This is a genomic window from Mesorhizobium sp. CCNWLY176, assembly GCF_037153935.1.
Taxonomy (GTDB): Bacteria; Pseudomonadota; Alphaproteobacteria; order Rhizobiales; family Rhizobiaceae; genus Mesorhizobium_M; species Mesorhizobium_M zhangyense.
In genome coordinates, this window is sequence record NZ_JBBBDZ010000001.1 from 299,324 (window position 1) to 314,410 (window position 15,087).

Here is a 15,087-nt window from a genome sequence, read left to right on the forward strand (position 1 = left end):
AAACCCTTCGCAGGCAAGATTCACAATGCAAGCCAGTTGTCCGGTCGGAGCTCTCCGTTGAATTCGACGCGTGATCCATTGGCCGCGCCGGTATCGTCGGCAGGTGTGCGGATAGGGATCGACGTCGGCGGCACGTTCACCGATTTCGTGCTGTCGGATCCGCGGGACGGACGGCTTGTCTTCTACAAGGAACCATCGACGCCGGATGATCCGTCACGGGCATTCATCGTCGGGCTGAAGGCACTTCTCGACCAGGCTGGTTTGGAACCCCAGGACATTTCCGTCCTGATGCACGGCACCACGATCGGCCTGAACGCGATCATACAGCGCAAGGGCGCGCGTATCGGTCTTGTTGTCACGCAAGGCTATCGCGACGTGCTGGAGATTGCGCGCTCACGCATGCCTTCATCCTTCGATCTCCACGCATCGAAGGAAGTTCCGCTTGTGCCGCGGTCGCGGGTAATCGAAATCGCGGCGCGGTTCTCCTCGAAGGGGCAGATGACGCTTGAGCCGAGCGAAGCGGAAATCGAACAGGTGGCGGCGCAGCTTTCGGCACTCGACGTCGAGGCGGCAGCCCTTGTCGTGATCAACGGCTACACCGCGCCGCAAGCCGAGGAGGATATCGCAGCACGGCTTTCCCTCGCAGCCGGCGTGCCGGTCTCTTCTGCTGCAGCGATCTGGCCGGAAATCCGCGAGTATGAACGCACGCTGGTCGCCTGCCTGAATGCCTATGTCCAGCCGCTCATCAAGCGCTATCTCGAAAATCTGCGCGAGGGTCTCGCCACCGAGGGCATAACGGCGCCGATCGTCGTAACGGCTTCCAATGGCGGCTCGCTCAACGTTGCCTCGGCAATGGAGCGTCCGGTCGAGACGATCCTTTCGGGTCCAGCCTCGGGGGTGATGGCGGCTGTCCGGCTCGCGCAGGCAGCCGGTTTGACCGATATCATCACCTTCGACATGGGTGGCACGTCGTCCGACATCGCGGTTGCCAAGGCCGGCTCGCCGGCCCTCGCCACCCAGACATATGTCGGGGGATTGCCGCTGGTGCTTCCCGTCGTGGATGTCAGCGCCATCGGCGCTGGCGGAGGATCGGTCATCTGGGTCGATCCGCACGGCATCATCAAGGTCGGCCCGCGCAGTGCCGGAGCAAAGCCCGGCCCGGTTTCCTATGGGCTCGGCGGTACCGAACCGACGGTGACGGACTGCTATGTCGCACTCGGTTATATCAATCCTGCCGGTTTTCTCGGTGGCAGGATGTCTCTTGATTCCGATGCGGCACGGGCGGCACTTGCCGAGACGGGACGCCGGCTCGGCTTTGACGGCTCGCCTTCCGAGATCGCGTCCAGGACCGCGGAAGGCGCGCTCGCTCTGGCGACGACCGGAATGGCAAGTTCCATCTACAAGGTTCTGGCGCAGCGAGGCCTGGACCCACGCGACTTCGTTCTGATGCCGTTCGGCGGTGCCGGACCCACGCATGCAAGCCTGCTGGCGGAAGAGATCGGCCTCTCCCACATCGTCATACCCATGGCCGCAGGAACATTCTGTGCGCAAGGGGCCGCAGCTGCCGACCTCAGGCGGGATTTCGTCCGCAGCCTGCGGCTGCCGCTCGAAGGGATCGCATCGCTACGCTTGGCGGAGACATTTCAATCCCTGACCCGTGACGGAATGGATTGGCTCGACGCGGAAGGAGCAGGCCAAGCCCGCAACTTCGAGCATTCAGCCGACATGCGCTACGCCGGACAGGCTTACGAGCTCCGGGTCAGTTTGCCCGGTGCCGATCTTGATGCCACCCGGCTTGCAGATGCATTCCACGAAGAGCATGAGCGTATATACGGCTTTCGCGATGCCGCTGCTGCGATCGAACTCGGCACCGTGAGGCTTGCCGCGATCGGCATCACGCCAGCGTTGCCCGAGCGGCTCATTGCCGTGCCCGACTCGTCCGCTGCCGTGAAGGGCACCCGTTCTGTTTTCCACAAAGGTGCATGGATCGAAGCGTCGGTCCTCGACCGTGCCGCGCTTCAGGCAGATCTGCGTTTTTCGGGTCCGGCCGTGGTGGAGCAAGAGGATACCACGGTGATCGTTCTGCCCGGCTGGTCGGGTCGTGTGGATGCCCTTGGCAACCTGCATCTTGAGAAGGTGCGTTGATGACGCTCGATCCGGTCACACTCGAGATACTGAACAACAAGGTTGCCGCCGTCACCGAGGAGATGTGCGTTACCTTGCAACGCACCGGTCGCACGCTCTATGTCAAGGAGACTGCCGATTTCGCTTGCGCCCTTGCCGGGTTGGATGGTCGGTTCTTCGCCTATCCGCGTTCCATAGGCGTTTCCGGTTTTGTCGGTTTGGAATGTGCACCGACCATCGAGGTCGTTGGCGATCTCGAACCGGGCGACGTCATACTGACAAACGACCCCTATTATTCGCATGGCCTCGCTACCCACCTTCCCGATCTGCAGGTGATCGCGCCCTATTTTCACGAAGACCGCATCGTCGCCTATGGCTGGTGCTTCGTTCACTGCTCCGATATCGGCGGCCGCGTGCCGTCGTCGATCTCGCCCACCAACCACGAGATTTATCAGGAAGGGCTGCGCATCCCTCCAGTCAAGCTCATGCGTCGAGGCGAGTTGAATGGGGATGTTGCCATCTTTCTCAACGCCAACAGCCGGACTCCGGACGCGAATATGGGCGATATCTGTGCGATGCTTGCCGCGCTCGATACCGGCAGCCGTCGTATCAGGCAGATAATCGCACAGCATGGCGCTGAGACCTTGTTGGACGCCCAGGCGGAATTGGCCGCCTATGCCGAGAAGAAAGCGCGCGACGTGTTGGGCCGGATACCTGCCGGAACTTATCGCTTCGTGGATTACCTCGACGACGATGCCGTCAGTGCCCTGCCGGTGCGGCTCTCGCTTGCTTTGACGATAGGGGACGGAACGATCCATCTCGATTTCACGGGGTCGGACCCGCAGGTTGCCGCCGCGATGAACATCCCGTCGCGCGGGCGCCCGCATGCCTGGCTGACGCTACGGATTCTCGCGATGATCCATACGCTGGATCCCACGGCGCCCCTTAATGCCGGCCTTCTGCGTCCCGTCAGCATCACCGCACCGGCCGGGACGATTGTCAATCCGGACGAGCCGGCCGCTACAGGTGTGCGGCATGCCGCGGCCATTCGCGTCAATGACGTGCTCAACGGCGCCTTGGGTCTGGCTTTGCCTGCAGTGATGCCGGCTGCGTCTTCCGGCACGGTCATTCCGGTGGTCGTCGCCGAGCCGAACGACAGGGGCGGGCGCAACGTCCAGGTAGTAGAGCCGATGATCGGCGGAACTGGTGCGCGCGAGGGCGTCGACGGGATCGATGGTCGCGACTCCGGCATTTCCAATCTTGCCAACAATCCGGTCGAGACCGTGGAAGCCGAACTCGCCATAGAGATCCTGCGCTATGGCCTGCGTCCAGACTCGGGCGGCGCCGGTAAATGGCGTGGCGGCTGCGGGATGGAACTGTCGTTCCGTATCCTGAAGGACGGGACCAATGTTCTCGGCCGCGGCATGGAGCGTCTGCTTTTCCGTCCATGGGGTCGGAACGGCGGACGGCCGGGCCTGCCCGGTAGCCTGGTCGTCAACGAAGGAGAACCTGGTGAACGCTGGCTTGGCAAGATCGACGTGCTGGACGTTGGCGCAGGCGACATCGTTACTTTCCGCACACCGGGCGCGGGCGGCTGGGGCGATCCGCGTGAGCGCGATCCCGCCTCGGTCCTGTCGGACGTGCTCAACGGCTTCGTGACGATCGAAGGTGCGCGGCAGAGCTATGGCGTGGTGATCGTTTCGGATGCCGTCGATGAAGCGGCCACACTGGTTTTGCGTGCAAAATGTACAAGCGAAGAGCGGGTGGTTGATTTTGGCCCGGAGAGGGCAGCGTGGGATGAAGTCTTTGATGCCGGAGCGATGGATACGCTCAACGCACATCTCCTGACGCTTCCGCTTGCGCGCCGCCAAAGATACCGCCGCGATATTTTCGCAAAAACGCTCGGCCAGCTGCCGGAAGGGTTCCCGCGTGCAGCGGCGGACGAGCAGGCGAAGGCTGACGCGCGAGATGATTTCGTTCGCACCGTCGCGAGCCTGAAGGGTTAAGGACGCATGCTGCTTGGCGTCGATCATTTTGTCGTGCTCGTCCCGGACCTGGAAACGGCGCGTAAAGCCTGCCTTGATGCGGGTTTTACGGCAACGCCGATTGCCCACCACAGCGCGGCTTCCGGCACGGCCAACACCTGCATTGTTCTGCCGCAAGTCTATATCGAGCTGATGGGCATCGTTGCCGAGACGCCGGCCAGCAATGCATGGGGCAGGCTGCTCAGGTCAGGGCCGGGGCTTAAAGGTGTGGCGCTCGGCACGAGCGACATCGAGCAAACGGCAGCGCAACTCTCCGAGCGCGGTCTTGCGGCTGATCCGGTGCGGCGCTTTTCCCGTCATGTTCCAGAGGGAGAGCTTGGCTTCTCGGTAATTCGTCTCTCGCCTGATCTGACACCCGGTCTCCAGTGCCTGTACTGCCAGCACCATACGCCGGAACTGCTGTGGTCGCCGGATGCCTTGCAGCATGAAAATGGCGCACGGCGCGTCACGGCTGCCATGGTTCCGCAAGGTACCGCGCTTGAGCCGTTCGCGGGCGGGAACTGGCCTGCCTTGCCGGTGTCCGATGGTCCAACGGGCCGGATCACGATTGCTTTCGACCGCCCGGTTCCGGGGGACGCACTGGCCGCTATCCATCACGTGACGGGCGTTCTGATCGAGGAAGCGCAGGCATCATGAATTCCTGGCCGCGAGACCCGGTATCACCGCTCTGGCAGCGTCTTTCGGCCGAGCGCTTTTCTGCGCCGAAGCTCGAAGGTGTGCGGGATGCCGACGTCGTCGTCATCGGCGGCGGCATTGCCGGGCTCACGACCGCGCTGGAGCTCAGGCGGCGTGGCCGCAAGGTCGTGGTGCTCGAGGCCGCCACGATTGGCGCCGGCGCATCCGGTCGTGCCAACGGACAGGTGATTGCTGCACTGACACGTCATGGACCCGACGCGATCCGCAAGACGCTGGGGCAGCCATTCCTGGATCTGCTGGCGGGAGCGGCCGATCGCCTCTTCGGGCTGATCGAAAAGCATGGCATCGAATGCGACGCGCGCCGAACCGGCTGGCTGCAGCCGGCGCATTCGCCAGGGCGCGAGCTGCGCGCACGCAAAATGGCCGAGCAATGGGCGGTGGTCGGTGCCCTTGCGGGTCCGCTTAACAAGGACGCTATGGCTGCGCGCATTGGCTCGCAAGCTTATTTCGGTGGCTGGGAACATCGCGGCGGCGGACACATCAATCCCTATGCCTTCACGCTTGGCCTTGCGCGCGCCGCTGCCGGGGAAGGCGTTGCGGTTTACGAACGCAGCCCTGCTCTTGCCCTTTCCCGCGAGGGCGGAGTCTGGAGCATCACCACACCCAACGAACGGGTGCGCGCGCCGCGCGTAGCGCTCGCCACCGCGGCACATACCGGCAACCTTTGGCCCGGCCTCGCACAGACCATCGTGCCGGTCACATCCTACCAGGCAGCGACCACGCCGCTGGGCAAGCTGGCCGAGACGGTACTTCCGGGCAATGAGGCCTTTTCCGATACGCGGCAGGATTTGCGCTACATGCGCAAGGACCGTGAGGGTCGCATCGTTTCCGGTGGCGCGCTCGCCCTGCAGTTTGCTGCCGGCAAACGCCTGCCGCACCTCATCCATCGGAAGCTGATCGCATTCAGGCCGGATCTTGCCGCAGCAACCATGACGGACTTCTGGGGCGGTCGCATCGCCATGACGGTCGACCGCCTGCCGCACCTGCACCGTACGCCGGATGGTCTCGCTACGTGGATCGGCTGCAATGGGAGAGGGCTTGCGCTTGCCTGTGCCATGGCAGAAGTGCTTGCGGATGCGGTCTGCGACGTTCCCGATGAACAGCTGGCATTACGCCCAACACCGCTCAAGCCCGTGCCGTACCATCCCTTTGTCAGCCGCACGGCACGCCTTATCCTGCCCTATCTGCGCTGGCAGGACAGCCGCGAAATCTGAGTATTGCAAGAAAGAGCTCCGCCCATGCCCCGCGCTGCCGTCATCCAGCTTTTCCATGAAGCCAACGCATTCACGCCGGTCAAGGCATCGTATGAAGGCTTCCTGTCGGCGCAGTATTTCCGTGGCGAGGATGTGCGTCGCGAATTCGGTTCCACCAGCAACTGGCTCGGCGGCGTCACGCAAGCGCTCGACGAGGCGGGCTACGATATTGCCTACGGCGTCTGCACCGGTTGCCTGCCGGGCGGGACGCTGGACAATGCGGGCTACCATCGGCTGGTGAAGGAAATCATAGCCTCGCTTGAGGAGATTGCGGCCAGCGGTCCGGTCGACGTGGTGGCGTTGCTTCTGCATGGTGCGCTGGTGGTCGAGGGCGTTGCTGCGCCGGAAACCGACCTGGCCCGGAAGGTGCGGGCGGTGGTGGGGCCACATGTCCGCATTGCCGTGCCGCTGGATTTCCACGCCAATGTCGAGCCGGAATTGCCTCACGTGGTCGATGTCGTGATCGGTGGGAAGCTTTATCCGCACGCAGACACCCATGCGCGCGGCAAGAAGCTCATGCAGCTCACGCTCGATCTCACGCCCTGGCACACGCGGCGTTTCCGGTTGCCGGTCGCGGCCCCGATGAGCGCCCAGACCAGCGATGCCTTTCCCTTTTCCGAATTGGTGGCGTTGTCGAATGATGTCGAGCAGCGTCCAGGCCTTGCCGACGTCGTCGTCATGGGTGGTTTTCCATATGTCGATTCAGACGAGGTCGGCAGTTCGGTTCTGGTGACCGGGACGGACGAGGACGCCATGCGACAGGCTTATCGGGATATGGCAGAGGCGGTCTGGCAGCGGCGAGAGGCCGTAACCAAGCCGGCGCCCTCCTTCGAAGAAGCGGCGGTAGAGATTTTTGCCCGCGCTGCCCAGGGACGCGTCGTCATCGGTGATGCCGGCGATAATCCCGGCTCGGGCGGGGTCGCCAATGTCGCCGATGTGTTTGCCGCGCTCGCCGCGCAGGCGCTGCCGTTTGCCGCTGGCTTCATGGTCGACGGCGAGGCCGTATTGGCAGCCAGGGCAATTGGCGTCGGCAATCGCGGCCGCGTGCCGATGGGTGCGATGCGAGACGGCAGGCCTTTCGTTGCCGACGCCATGGTGGAACGCGTCGAGGACGTTCGCTACCGCAACGAAGGCGCGAATCTCCATGGCGAACTGCTTGAAGGCGGCCTGGGCGCTGTGCTGCGTGTGGGCGAGGCGGGGCATATCGCGATCGTCACGGAACGCATCCAGGCCTACGATACGCAGGCCTTCCGCAGCCAGGGCATCAACCTGGAAAGCAAGGCGATCATCCATGTGAAGTCCAGCAACCATTTCCGCACGTCGTTCACCCCGCTCGCTGAACAGGGCGTGTTCGTGGTGGATAGCGGCGGTTATGCCTCGACGGACGCGCGGCGTTTTCCCTTTACGCGGCGCGCCACAACGATCCTGCCACTCGCAGAGCTCGACAAGGCGGAATGGGACCGGCAGGTGGCGGCGGAATGCGAGATCGCCTTCCGCTGGAGCTGACGTTCGGCCGTATCAATCCTGGACCACGCCACCCTTGATGGTATGGCGCAGATGCGAGGCGAAGTTCTCCAGAACGCCCTTGTCGAGTGGATTGGCCGCAAGAAGGTTGAGGTCGGCGCGATAGCCCGGCCGTACATGGCCGATCTCGTTTTCCAGCCGGACCAACTCTGCCGCCGTGCTTGTTGCAGACCGGAGCAGGTTGGCCGGAGGCACGACATCCGAGCGCAGTTGGAATTCGTGAAGCTGGCGGTCGTGCATCGGACCGATCAGGTCCGTGCCATAGGCCATCGGCACGCCAGCGCGGTAGGAGAGTTCCACCGCGCGAATGCCTGAGTCCAGCACGAGCCTGATCTTGTCCATTCGGTCCTTCGGGAAGCCGCTTTCGGCCCCGACCTCCGCAAGGGCGCGAAAGCAGGACAGTGTCGGCGTCAGAAAGCTGCCGGCTTTTTTCATCAGTGCGACAGTCTCTTCATCGAGCAGGTTGCCGTGTTCGATAGAGCGCACGCCGTTGCGCACCGCGCGTGCCACGGAACGGGCTGTGTAGGTGTGCGAGACGACGTAGAGGTCAGCCATGGCCGCTTCGTTGACTATGGCTGCGATTTCGTCTTCCGAGAACTGATCGGAGGTGATGCGATCCGTGGGCGAGGAAATGCCGCCATTCGCCATGATCTTGATGTGATGGGCGCCGCGGCGGATCTCGTCGCGAGCAGCGCGGCGCACTTCGTCCAGGCCGTCGCAGCGGCGGCCAAGGCTCACCTGCGCATAGGTCTCGTCCAAGCGGTCGACGCCCATCGCGCGATGGTCGCCATGGCCGCCGCTAGGGGACAGTGCCTTGCCGCCATAGAGGATGCGCGGTCCCGCGAACAATCCTTCCTCGACAGCCCGAGCAATGCCGAATTCCGCCCCGCCGACATCGCGCACGGTGGTGAAGCCGCGTTTCAGCATGCCGCGAAGCACCTGCGCGGAGCGCGCAGCAACGTACATCGGCGACTGCTGCGGTAACTCGCCGAGATTGGCCGTGTAGGCGGTCACGTGAACATGGGCGTCGATAAGACCAGGAATGACGAAGCCGCCATTGGCCGCAATGCGTTGAGCCTCCGGGATGGCGGGCACCTTGCCCTCCTCGATCGCCTTTATCAGCCCGTCTTCCACAACGACATGACGGTCGGGAAGAGTGGTAGCTGAGCTGACATCGACGACGTTGGCATTTTCAATGACGGTAATCACGGACTGGCCCTTCATAAATCTGCGCTCCTCCTCAAACGGCAAAACCGGGCGCTGGAGCGCCCGGTTCGAAAGTGTTGTGAATGCCTCAGTTGCCCGACCAGCCGATACGGTTCAGGAACAGGTTTTCGTTCGGCAAGGGTGAGAACTCGACTTCCTTTGCCGCGCCGTAGATCACTGACGCCTGGTAGAGCGGGATGACATAGTTCTCGTCGGCGACAATCTGGTGGACCGTCTTGTAGAGTTCCAATCGCTTGGCTTGATCGATCGTGGAACGCGCCTCATCCAACGCCTTGTCGATCCGCTCGTCCTTGATGCTTGCCCAGTTGCTGGACGAATGCAGAAGCGGATAGAGAATTCCGTCGGCATCCTGGCAGCCGCAGCTCCAACGGCCGAATGAGGAAGAGGGGATGGTGTCGGGGCCGGATTGCATGCGCTGCATCCAGTTGCCCATGTCCGTAGACTCGATCTTCACATTGAGGCCGACATCCGTCAGCATCTGCTGGATCGCCTGAACCACGCGCTGGTCATAGACCGGGGTGGTCAGGAGCGTGATCTCGGCCTTGGCCGCGTCGCCGACCTCGGCCAGGATTTCCTTGGCCTTTTCGGGGTTGTATTCAGGCGCCTTGATGCCTTCGACGAAACCGAAAGAAACCGGCGAAGTCAGTTCGTCCAGCGGTGTGTCGAAACCGCCGAGAATGCCTTCGGTGATACCCTGCTTGTCGATGGCATGTGCGATGGCAAGGCGGACCCGCTTGTCGTTGAGCGGCGGCTTGTTCACGTTGAGCGAGAAATAGGCGATGCGTTCGCCCTTGACCGGCAACACCTTGCCCTGGCCGGACGATTCCAGCTGTGCAGCGAGGTCATTGTTGAAGTTGCTGGCAAGGTCGGTGGTGCCGGACTGCAGGTTGGCGATACGGGTCGAGCCGTCGGGCACTGCGCGGAAGGCCACCTTCGGGAATGCGCCTTTCTGACCCCAGTAGTCGTCATTGCGGGCTACCACCACTTCGACGCCGCGGTTCCAGCTTTCGAACTTGTAAGGACCGCTGCCAACCGGCTTGAGATTGAACTCGTCCTTGCTGACGGACTCTACCACGTGCTTGGGCACGATCGACAGCTTGGTCAGCTGTGCGAGTAGAACGGGGTAAGGCCCCTTGGTCGTCACCACCACCGTGGTGGGATCCTTCGCAACCGCGTCGGCGATCTGGTTGAACTGGCCGAGCTGGGGACTTGCGAAGGCCGGGTCGGTAATACGCTTGATGCTGAACGCGACGTCCTCGGCCGTAAGCGGCTTGCCGTCGTGGAATTTCACACCATCGCGGATCTTGAACTCGACCTCGGTGTCGGAGAGGTATTTCCACTCGGTTGCGATCTGCGGCGCGATCTGACCCTGATCGTCGCGCGTCAGCAGATTGTCGAAGATATTGCGGTAGACATTGAAACTATCGGTGTTCCACTGCACGTGCGGGTCGAGCGAACTCGGCTCGGCAATGAAATCCACCACCAGCAGATCCTTGGCCGCGGCCAGGGATGGTGATGCTGTGAGCGATGAAGCCGCGAGCATCGCGGCGAGTATGAGATTCTTCAGGCGCATCGGTTCATCTTTCTTTCAACAGACGCGTCGGTTCCCCCGACTTTAAAAGTTGATCACCTTCCGGAGCGAGCATGCCGCTCAAATTTGATATTGCAATCTGACATCTCAGATGCTTGTATTGCAATATCAAGTCATGATCCTGACATGCGCTACATGACAGCGCAACAGCCCGTTTTTCTAAAACTTGCAGCCACATTGAAAAGCCATTCCGACCTTTCCGACCCGCGAAAGAAATGCCAGGATCGGCGCAATCCCGGCGTATACCTTGCCATTCTTTCCGCTCGGCGTCGGATGGCGAGATAAATTTCTCCTGGTGGATGGAAAGAGAGAAAATGAACCCTTCCTTTTTCGTGTATAGATATCAAAATAAAAAACTAAGAGGTTAGATTCGCATGCTGGATAACGATACATACGCATCTCCATTGCCCGCTGCCGGAAAAGCGGAGATTGCGGAAGCCGCATTGCGCAATGCAATCGTGACCTGTGTGCTGGCGCCTGGTGAGCGCCTTTCGGAGGCAGCGCTTGCCGAGGAATTCGCATTGGGGCGTGGCGCGGTGCGCTCGGCGCTGGCGAAACTCAAGGCGAGCGGCCTTGTTTCCTCCAGCGCGCGCAGCGGGTGGTCGGTCACGCCAGTCTCGGCCGGTGAAATCCGTGAGCTCAGCGCCGCACGGCGCCAGCTGGAGCCGCTTATCTGCTCCGCGATGCTCGATGACACCGATCGGCAACGGCTGAAGGGGTTTGCCGAGATGCATATCGCGCTTACCCAGCGCCAGGCGCTGGGTACCGACATCGTCCCGACGATCCGTCGCTGCGAGAGGGATATTCTTGAACTGCTCGCGGGCCGACTCGCAATGCCGATTGTCCACGGCTGGCTTTCCGATCTGTGGGATCGTGCAGTCCGTCTCGTCAATTTCTTCGAGGCCAGCGGGCGCGTCAGGCTTATCCCCGCCAACCGTTCGCGGCTGGTGGAGGCGATCATCGACGGGCGCAAGGCCGATGCACTTGAGCATCTCGCCACTGCCAACACCGCCCTGGAAACCTACCTGCTTGACCGCTTCCTGGAGTCGGAAGCCATGGTGGGCGGTAAATCCGCTCGCCGTTCCTCCGGCAAGAGCAAGGCCAGTGGCTCTCAACACAAATCCGCAACCGACAAGACAAGGACTTTGCGAGGATGAAAACAGTCAGCCGTCCGTTCCGCTCGCTTCTGGCAGGCCTGGTCCTGGCCTGCTCTCCGCTGGCGCTTCAGCCGGCGCAGGCGAAGGACCAGTTCGTGGTCGACCTGACCAACGAGCCTTCCTCGCTCGATCCCCAGAAGCAGTGGAACCCGGACAGCTACTACGTCTATCGCAACATCTTCGACAATCTTTTGACGCGCGACGACGCGGGCAAGATCGTGCCGCAGATTGCCACCGAATGGAGCTACCGCTCCGACACCGAGGTGGTGTTCAATATCCGCGACGATGTGAAATTCCACGACGGCACGCCACTGACTGCCAAGGATGTCGCCTTCAGCGTCAACCGCATCATCAACCCGGCCTTTGCCAGCCCGCAACTCGGCCAGTTCAACAAGATCGTCTCGGCCGAGGCTACCGGCGATCACGAGGTGACGATCAAGACGGATGGCGCTTACCCGGTCCTCCTTGCGCAACTCGTGAAGCTTTCGATCGTGCCGCAGCATGTGGTGGAGGCGAAGGGCGACGATGCCTTCAACGCCGCTCCTATCGGTTCGGGCCCCTACAAGTTCGTGAGTTGGCAGAAGGGTGTTGCCGTCGCGCTTGAGCGCAATGACGACTATTGGGGGGATAAGGGCGTGTTCCCGACGGTGGAATTCCGGGCTGTCCCCGATGCCGCCACGCGCGTTGCCAACCTTCAGGCCGGCACCACCGATCTCGCTGTGGGGCTTGATACCGATCTTGCCGCCCAGCTTGAAAGTTCCGCCAGTGCAAAGACGCTGTCGGTCCTGACCGAACGGATCGGCTATGTGAAGCTCAACCCCAACCTGCCGCCATTCGACGACAAGCGCGTGCGACAGGCCGTGGCGGAAGCGATCGACAAGCAGACGATCGTGGACGGTCTGCTCGGCGGCGTCGACAAGCCGGCAACGCAAATGGCGATGCCCGCGCATTTCGGCTATGTCGAAGGCATCAAGAACTACGACTACAATTTAGAAGACGCCAAGAAACTGATCACCGAAGCCGGCGCCACCGGTAAGCAGGTTGGCTTCGCCACCGCGCCGGCTTTCGATCAGCGCATTGTGCAGGCGGTGGCCCAGATGCTCACCGACGCCGGGCTCAAGGTCGATATCGAGATGACGGATATGGCCACCTATCTCAAGCGTGCACAGAGTGCACCGGCGAGCCAGGCCGCCATCTCCTTCGGCCGCTGGTCCTGCGCCTGCCAGGACGTCGATGGCGTGCTCTTTCCTCTGCTGCATTCGTCGAGTTCCTGGGCTTCGGGTTCCAGCCCTGAGATCGACAAGCTGTTGGATGAAGCGCGCAATACACTGGACGAGAAGGTGCGGCTGGAAGCCTATCGCAAGGTCAGCACCCATGTTGCGCAGGAAGTGCCGCTGGTGCCTCTCTACCAGGCTGCGATCATCTACGGCGCTGCCAAGAGCCTTGAGTGGCGGCCTACTGCCAACGAGAGCCTCTTCCTGAACCGCATGAAGTGGCAGGACTGACGGCAACCTAGAGCATGTCGCGCAAAAGTGTGCAGCGGTTTTGCGATAACGACATGCGTAAAAACAAAGACTTAAAGCGCGGGAAGCGAATCTGAAAGATCGCGACGCGCTTTAGGGCGGCCGGCCGGCCTCAACGATAACAAGGGGAACAACAAGCGTTGTCGGCATTCTTTCTCAAGCGCGCCCTGCAGGCCTTCGTTGCCGTGCTGGGCGTGATCACACTGATCTTCTTTCTGCAGCGGCTGGCGGGCGACCCCGTGCTGCTGCTCGTTCCGCAAAACGCCACCCAGGCCGACATTGAAGCGATGCGTACCTCGCTGGGCTTCGACAGGCCGCTGGCGGTTCAGTATTTCGATTATCTCTCCGGCCTGATTATGTTCGACTTCGGTCGCTCCTATGTCCAGAACGTGCCGGTCTGGACGCTGATCCTGAGCAGGCTTCCCTACACGTTGATGCTCGCCGGAGGAGCGCTGCTCGTCGCCTTCGGCATCGGCATTCCGCTTGGTGTGGCCATGGCTGTCCGGCGCGGCAAGCCGGAAGCCAAGGCCATGATGGGCTTCGTGCTTGCCGGCCAGTCGATGCCGACCTTCTGGAGCGCGATTCTCATGATCATTGTCTTCGCGGTCTGGCTTGGCTGGCTGCCGCCATCAGGGGCAAGAAGCTGGTCGAGCCTCATCATGCCGTCGATAGCGCTGGGCCTGTTGTCGATGGCGACTTTCGCCCGGGTTGCACGTACGGCCGTGCTTGACGAGCTTGAGAAGGATTATGTCCGCACCGGCCATGCCAAGGGCTTGCCGATGCACCGGATCGTCGCGCGCCACTTGCTGCGCAATGCAGCGATACCTGTCGTAACGGTCGCTGCCCTGGAGATTGCCAATCTGCTGGCGGGGGCGGTCATCGTCGAGACCGTTTTCGCGTGGCCGGGGCTTGGCCAATTGACCGTGCAGGCGATCAACGCACGCGACTTCATGCTTGTGCAGGGCGTCGTTCTGCTCGGCGCCGTCACCGCGATCGTGCTCAACCTGGTCGCCGACCTGCTCTACAGCATCATCGACCCGCGCATTCGGCTGGAAGGAAACGCCTGATGGTTTCCTCATCCGTTGCCGTGGCTCGGCCCGCAAAGGCGAGACGTCTTCCATGGACCGTGGTGCCATTCCTGGCGATCCTGGCGATCCTGGCCGGACTGGTGCTCATGGCGATCTTCGCGCCGCTCGTTTCGCCGGTCGATCCCAACGCTCAGAACCTGCTCGCGCGGCTCAAGGCGCCCGGCTTTTCCAGCCGCGGCATCGTCTACTATCTCGGCACCGACGAGCTTGGCCGCGACGTGCTGAGCCGCATCATCTATGGCGCGCGCGTGTCGCTGCTCGTCGCCTTCGCCTCCGTTGCGCTGTCGGGCATCTTCGGAAGCACGCTCGGCATGGTCGCCGCCTTCTATCGCGGCTGGGTCGAGACCGTGCTGATGCGGCTGGTCGACATCGTGCTTTCGGTGCCGGCGATCCTGCTTGCCATCATCACCGTTGCGGTATTGGGGCCGAGCCTGACCAACGTGGTCATCGTGCTAGCGCTGACGCGTTGGCCGCGTTATGCGCGCGTGGCCTATGGCCAAACGCTTTCCGTTGCCAACATGCCCTATGTCAGGCTTTCCCGTTTCATGGGTGCAGGCTGGTTCAGACTGCTCTCGCGGCACATCCTGCCCAACATCGCCGGAGGGCTGATCGTGGTGGCCACGCTGGAGTTCGGTCTGATGGTGCTGTTCGAGGCTGGCCTGTCCTTCCTCGGGCTGGGTGTACAGCCACCGACATCGAGCTGGGGCGCGATGCTTTCGACCGGCCGCAACTATGTCGGCACAGCCTGGTGGATCGCCACATTCCCCGGCTTTGCCCTGTTCCTGCTCGTTCTGGCCATCAACCTCATCGGCGATCATATGCGTGACCGCCTCGATCCACGTTCGCGTTAGGAGACGTT

At 62.2% G+C, this 15,087-nt stretch carries 11 protein-coding genes; 9 read left to right on the forward strand and 2 right to left on the reverse strand.

Features of this window, described 5'->3' with window-relative positions:
• The first annotated feature begins 57 nt into the window (after window positions 1-57).
• From WBQ96_RS01355 to WBQ96_RS01375, 5 genes are read left to right on the forward strand one after another with little or no spacing between them, the layout of a single operon-like run.
• Window positions 58-2,145 carry a hydantoinase/oxoprolinase family protein gene (locus WBQ96_RS01355; RefSeq protein WP_336546940.1) on the forward strand — a complete coding sequence of 696 codons (2,088 nt, stop codon included), beginning with the start codon at window positions 58-60 and terminating at the stop codon, window positions 2,143-2,145.
• Complete coding sequence (locus tag WBQ96_RS01360; RefSeq protein ID WP_336546938.1) at window positions 2,145-4,130, forward strand: hydantoinase B/oxoprolinase family protein; 1,986 nt, start codon at window positions 2,145-2,147, stop codon at window positions 4,128-4,130. The genes WBQ96_RS01355 and WBQ96_RS01360 overlap by 1 nt, the downstream gene beginning before the upstream one ends.
• 6 nt (window positions 4,131-4,136) lie before the next feature.
• Window positions 4,137-4,805: a VOC family protein gene (locus tag WBQ96_RS01365; protein WP_336546936.1), complete on the forward strand. Its 669-nt coding sequence runs from the start codon at window positions 4,137-4,139 to the stop codon at window positions 4,803-4,805.
• Window positions 4,802-6,079 carry an NAD(P)/FAD-dependent oxidoreductase gene (locus tag WBQ96_RS01370; RefSeq protein ID WP_336546934.1) on the forward strand — a complete coding sequence of 426 codons (1,278 nt, stop codon included), beginning with the start codon at window positions 4,802-4,804 and terminating at the stop codon, window positions 6,077-6,079. The genes WBQ96_RS01365 and WBQ96_RS01370 overlap by 4 nt, the downstream gene beginning before the upstream one ends.
• A 24-nt stretch (window positions 6,080-6,103) precedes the next feature.
• On the forward strand, window positions 6,104-7,624 hold the full coding sequence (locus WBQ96_RS01375) for a M81 family metallopeptidase (RefSeq protein ID WP_336546931.1): 1,521 nt from the start codon (window positions 6,104-6,106) through the stop codon (window positions 7,622-7,624).
• Between the two features lie 12 nt (window positions 7,625-7,636).
• Here WBQ96_RS01375 and WBQ96_RS01380 read toward each other — a convergent pair whose 3' ends face one another.
• Both WBQ96_RS01380 and WBQ96_RS01385 read right to left on the reverse strand, forming a co-directional pair.
• A complete protein-coding gene (locus WBQ96_RS01380; protein ID WP_336546929.1) occupies window positions 7,637-8,866 on the reverse strand; it encodes a metal-dependent hydrolase family protein in 1,230 nt (409 codons plus the stop codon).
• 70 nt (window positions 8,867-8,936) lie between these two features.
• Window positions 8,937-10,442 carry an ABC transporter substrate-binding protein gene (locus WBQ96_RS01385; RefSeq protein ID WP_165117327.1) on the reverse strand — a complete coding sequence of 502 codons (1,506 nt, stop codon included), beginning with the start codon at window positions 10,440-10,442 and terminating at the stop codon, window positions 8,937-8,939.
• A gap of 461 nt (window positions 10,443-10,903) precedes the next feature.
• On the opposite strand from WBQ96_RS01385, the gene WBQ96_RS01390 reads away from it, so the two are divergent.
• The 4 genes from WBQ96_RS01390 to WBQ96_RS01405 all read left to right on the forward strand — a co-directional run bounded on the left by WBQ96_RS01390 (window position 10,904) and on the right by WBQ96_RS01405 (window position 15,079).
• A complete protein-coding gene (locus tag WBQ96_RS01390) occupies window positions 10,904-11,617 on the forward strand; it encodes a GntR family transcriptional regulator (protein WP_337035853.1) in 714 nt (237 codons plus the stop codon).
• A complete protein-coding gene (locus tag WBQ96_RS01395) occupies window positions 11,614-13,122 on the forward strand; it encodes an ABC transporter substrate-binding protein (protein WP_336546924.1) in 1,509 nt (502 codons plus the stop codon). The genes WBQ96_RS01390 and WBQ96_RS01395 overlap by 4 nt, the downstream gene beginning before the upstream one ends.
• A gap of 158 nt (window positions 13,123-13,280) precedes the next feature.
• A complete protein-coding gene (locus WBQ96_RS01400; RefSeq protein WP_165117323.1) occupies window positions 13,281-14,207 on the forward strand; it encodes an ABC transporter permease in 927 nt (308 codons plus the stop codon).
• Window positions 14,207-15,079, forward strand: a complete 873-nt coding sequence (locus WBQ96_RS01405; protein WP_336546921.1) for an ABC transporter permease — start codon at window positions 14,207-14,209, stop codon at window positions 15,077-15,079. The genes WBQ96_RS01400 and WBQ96_RS01405 overlap by 1 nt, the downstream gene beginning before the upstream one ends.
• The last annotated feature ends 8 nt before the right edge of the window (window positions 15,080-15,087 follow it).